This is a genomic window from Streptomyces sp. GC420 (genome assembly GCF_009916105.1).
Lineage (GTDB): Bacteria > Actinomycetota > Actinomycetes > Streptomycetales > Streptomycetaceae > Streptomyces.
The window spans coordinates 1-4,008 of sequence record NZ_JAAAXQ010000538.1 but is presented as its reverse complement, the minus strand read 5'-3'; the positions used below and the strand labels follow the sequence as shown (position 1 = coordinate 4,008).

Here is a 4,008-nt window from a genome sequence, read left to right as displayed (position 1 = left end):
CCCTCGCACGTCCCTCCCCGCAATTCCCCGTTCCACCGCTCCACCTGACGCGCCGCTCTCGTCGTCGGGCTGGTTCCGTACGCCCATCCTCAACGACCTGACCCGGGAGTCCTCCTCGTGGCCACATACCTCTACCGACTGGGCCGGTTCGCCTTCCGGCGCCGCCGGCTCGTCGCCCTCTTCTGGGTGGCGCTGCTGGCCGTCGCCGGTTTCGCCGCCTCCAGCGCGTCCACGCCCCAGGCCGCCTCCTTCTCCGTGCCGGGAACGGAGGCCCAGCGGGCCTTCGACCTGCTCGACGAGCGCTTCCCCGGCAACAGCGCCGACGGCGCCACCGCCCGAGTCGTCTTCAAGGCCCCCGAGGGCGAGAAGATCACCGGCAAGGCCAACAAGGCCGACGTCCGCGAGGTGATCGGCGAGCTGAAGGACAGCTCCGACCAGATCGCGGCGGTCATGGACCCGTACGCCGCGAAGGCGGTCAGCCAGGACCGCTCGACGGCCTACATCCAGGTCTCCTACCAGGTCAACGCCATGGAGCTGGACGACTCCGCGAAGGAGGCGCTGGAGGAGATCGCGCGCGACGCGCAGCGGAGCGGGCTGACCGTCGAGGTCGGCGGTGACGCGCTCAAGGCGGAGCCCGAGTCCGCGGCCGGCGAGGTCATCGGTGTCGCCGTCGCCGCCGTCGTCCTGGTCATCACCTTCGGCTCGCTGATCGCCGCCGGGCTGCCCCTGCTGACCGCGCTGATCGGCGTCGGCATCGGTGTCTCGACGATCACCGCGCTCGCCAACGTCCTCGACCTGGGCGACAACACCAGCACCCTCGCCCTGATGATCGGCCTCGCCGTCGGCATCGACTACGCCCTGTTCATCGTCTCCCGCTACCGGGCCGAGCTGGCCGAGGGCCGCGAACGCGAGGAGGCCGTGGGCCGCGCCGTCGGCACCGCCGGATCCGCGGTGGTCTTCGCCGGCCTGACGGTCGTCATCGCCCTCGTCGGCCTGGCCGTGGTCGACGTCCCGATGCTGACCAAGATGGGTGTCGCCGCCGCGGGCACGGTCGGCGTCGCCGTACTGATCGCCCTCAGCTTCGTTCCCGCGCTCATCGGCTTCGCGGGCGACAGGGTGCTGCCCCGCAAGGCGCGCAAGGGCGACCGGAAGGAAGCCGAGCAGCTCGCGCACAAGGACGCGGGCGACCGGCCCAACATGGGCACCCGCTGGGCCCGCTTCGTGCTGCGCAGGCCCGTCGCCGTCCTGCTGGCCGGTGTGGCCGGCCTCGCGGCGATCGCCGTACCGGTGTCGTCCATGGAACTGGGTCTGCCGGACGACGGCACCCAGCCCACCTCCACCACCCAGCGCCGCGCCTACGACCTGCTGTCCGACGGCTTCGGCCCCGGATTCAACGGCCCGCTCGTCGTGGTCGTGGACGCCGAGGGCAGCGACGACCCGAAGGGTGCCGCCGCCGAGGTGGCGGCCACGGTGGGCAAGCTCGACGACGTCGCCGCCGTCGCCCCGGCCACCTTCAACAAGACCGGCGACACCGCGATGATCACGGTCGTCCCGCAGTCCAAGCCCAGCTCGCCCGAGACCGAGGCCCTGGTCGACGACATCCGGGGGGCCGGTGCCGCGATCGAACGCGACAGCGGCGCGCAGCTGCTGGTCACCGGCCAGACGGCGATGAACGTGGACTTCTCGCAGAAGATGTCCGACGCCCTCGTGCCGTATCTGATCCTGGTCGTCGGCCTGGCCTTCCTGCTGCTGATCCTGGTCTTCCGCTCGATCCTGGTGCCGCTCAAGGCCGCGCTCGGCTTCCTGCTCTCCGTGCTCGCCGCCCTCGGCGCGGTGGTCGCGGTCTTCCAGTGGGGCTGGCTCGCCGGCCTGATCGGCGTCGAGGAGACCGGCCCGATCATGAGCCTGATGCCGATCTTCATGATCGGCGTGGTCTTCGGCCTCGCCATGGACTACGAGGTCTTCCTGGTCACCCGGATGCGAGAGGCCCACGTCCACGGCGAGCGGCCGGGGCAGGCGATCGTCACCGGTTTCCAGCACGGCGCGCGCGTGGTCGCGGCCGCCGCGGCCATCATGATCGCCGTCTTCAGCGGCTTCATCGGCGCCAGCGAGGCCATGGTCAAGATGATCGGCTTCGGTCTCGCCGTCGCCGTCCTGTTCGACGCCTTCGTGGTCCGCATGGCGATCGTCCCCGCGGTCCTCGCCCTGCTCGGCAGGAAGGCCTGGTGGCTGCCGCGGTGGCTCGACCGGGTACTGCCCAACGTCGACGTCGAGGGCGAGGGCCTGCGCACCTCCCCGGACGCGGGCGGCGAAACCGCTGCCGACGAGAAGCAGGCGGTCGGCGTGTGAAGCGCGTCTGACCCAGTGCCCCGGGTTCCGCGTCCGAGCGGGGCGCGATCCCGGTCCGTGCCGCGGCCCGTGGGGACGGGGCCGGCACGGAGGTGAAGGGGCCCGGGCGTGGTCTCCCCGGCGCGAAGGCGCCGGGGACCCGCGGCCGGGCCTCTCACGCGTCCTTGAGGAGACCGGCCAGTCCCCGCTCCAGATCGAAGACCCGCTGTTCCGTACCGTGTCCCACCAGGGCGTACGAACGCATCAGGAAGCGGCGCAGCGCGGCGGTGTCGAACTGCACCAGTGCCACACCCTCGGGAGCGTGGAACTCCAGCACCGTCTGCGCCCGCCCGCACGGCCAGATCTGCACGTCGCCGCCGCCGGAGGGGGTCCGAAGCCCCTCCTCCAGCAGGTCCCGGGCGAAGGCCCAGGTCACCGGGTTGCCGTCGAGGGACACCTCGGCCGGGAAGGTGATCCGGACGGCCAGTGGATCGGTGCTGTCGTAGCGCAGGGTCACGCGGACCGTCACCTGACGCTCCGCACCTGTGATCAGACGGGCTCTCGCGGACTGCTCGACGGCTACCGGCTCCGGCTGCGTCTCGGATGGCTGCTGCTTCATCGTTGGCTCCTCTTCGACGGTGCTGGCGGAGCGCGCCTGGTGCCCTGTCTCCCGATCCGTACCCCGGGACGGCCCATGTGTGCGGGCACCACAGGAGTTCCGTGCGGAGCTGCTGTGACGTGTGCCACTTATCCCAAGTTAAACGACTGCGACGGGTACCGCGCCCAGCCTGGCCCGAATGGTGCTGGTGGGGATGGAGTTCCCGCCCGGCAGAGGGCGAAGGGATTCGCATGTCAGGCGCTCTTGCAAACAGTTCGCAGTAAGGCCGTATGATCGAACGGTTCAGCAGCCATCCGAGCGGAGTCACGTCATGCATGTCCCCGACGGCTTCATCGATCTGCCCGTTTCCGCCGCGACCGGGGCCGTGGCCGCGGGTGCCGTGGCCGCCGCCCTGCGCGGCGCGCGCAGGGAACTCGGCGGGGAGCGGACCGCGCCGCTCGCCGGACTGGTGGCGGCGTTCATCTTCGCCGTTCAGATGCTGAACTTCCCGGTGGCGGCCGGGACCAGCGGGCATCTCCTCGGCGGCGCACTGGCCGCGATCCTCGTGGGGCCCTGGACGGGCGTGCTCTGCCTGTCCGTCGTCCTGCTGATGCAGGCCGTCCTCTTCGCGGACGGCGGGCTCACCGCACTCGGCGTGAACGTCACGGACATGGCCGTCGTCGCCGTGCCCGTCGCCTACCTCGTATTCCGCGGCCTGGTGAGGCTGCTGCCGCGCAACCGGGGGTCGGTCACCGCCGCCTCCTTCGTCGCCGCACTCGTCTCCGTGCCCGCCGCCGCCGTCGCCTTCACCGGCGTCTACGCACTCGGCGGCACGGCCGACGTCTCGCTCGGCAAGGTCTTCGCGGCGATGGTGGGCGTGCATGTCCTCATCGGCATGGGCGAGGCCGTCATCACCGCGCTGACGGTGGGCGCGGTCATCGCCGTACGGCCCGACCTGGTGTACGGGGCGCGCGGGCTGGCCAGGCCGCTGGAGCTGAAGGTCGCGGCGGCGCCCCTGCGGCCGGAGCGGGACGGCGAGCCGGCCTCCCCGCCCGCCGCCTCCGCGCAGGCCGCCTCCGCCC

At 71.8% G+C, this 4,008-nt stretch carries 3 protein-coding genes; 2 read left to right on the top strand and 1 reads right to left on the bottom strand.

Features of this window, described 5'->3' with window-relative positions:
• Positions 1-117: 117 nt before the first annotated feature.
• Positions 118-2,349 carry an MMPL family transporter gene (locus GUY61_RS35675; RefSeq protein ID WP_166634456.1) on the top strand — a complete coding sequence of 744 codons (2,232 nt, stop codon included), beginning with the start codon at positions 118-120 and terminating at the stop codon, positions 2,347-2,349.
• Positions 2,350-2,503: 154 nt separating this feature from the next.
• Here the strand turns inward: GUY61_RS35675 and GUY61_RS35670 are convergent, their stop codons facing one another.
• Positions 2,504-2,947, bottom strand: a complete 444-nt coding sequence (locus GUY61_RS35670; RefSeq protein WP_166634455.1) for an SsgA family sporulation/cell division regulator — start codon at positions 2,945-2,947, stop codon at positions 2,504-2,506.
• Positions 2,948-3,257: 310 nt separating this feature from the next.
• Between GUY61_RS35670 and GUY61_RS35665 the strand changes: the two genes are divergently transcribed.
• Positions 3,258-4,008: energy-coupling factor ABC transporter permease (locus tag GUY61_RS35665; protein ID WP_166634454.1), on the top strand; the 751-nt coding region annotated here is incomplete at its 3' end.

Excerpts from the sequence above, each read along its gene's own strand:
- GUY61_RS35670 (WP_166634455.1), bottom strand. The coding sequence starts at position 2,947 with ATGAAGCAGCAGCCATCCGAGACGCAGCCGGAGCCGGTAGCCGTCGAG.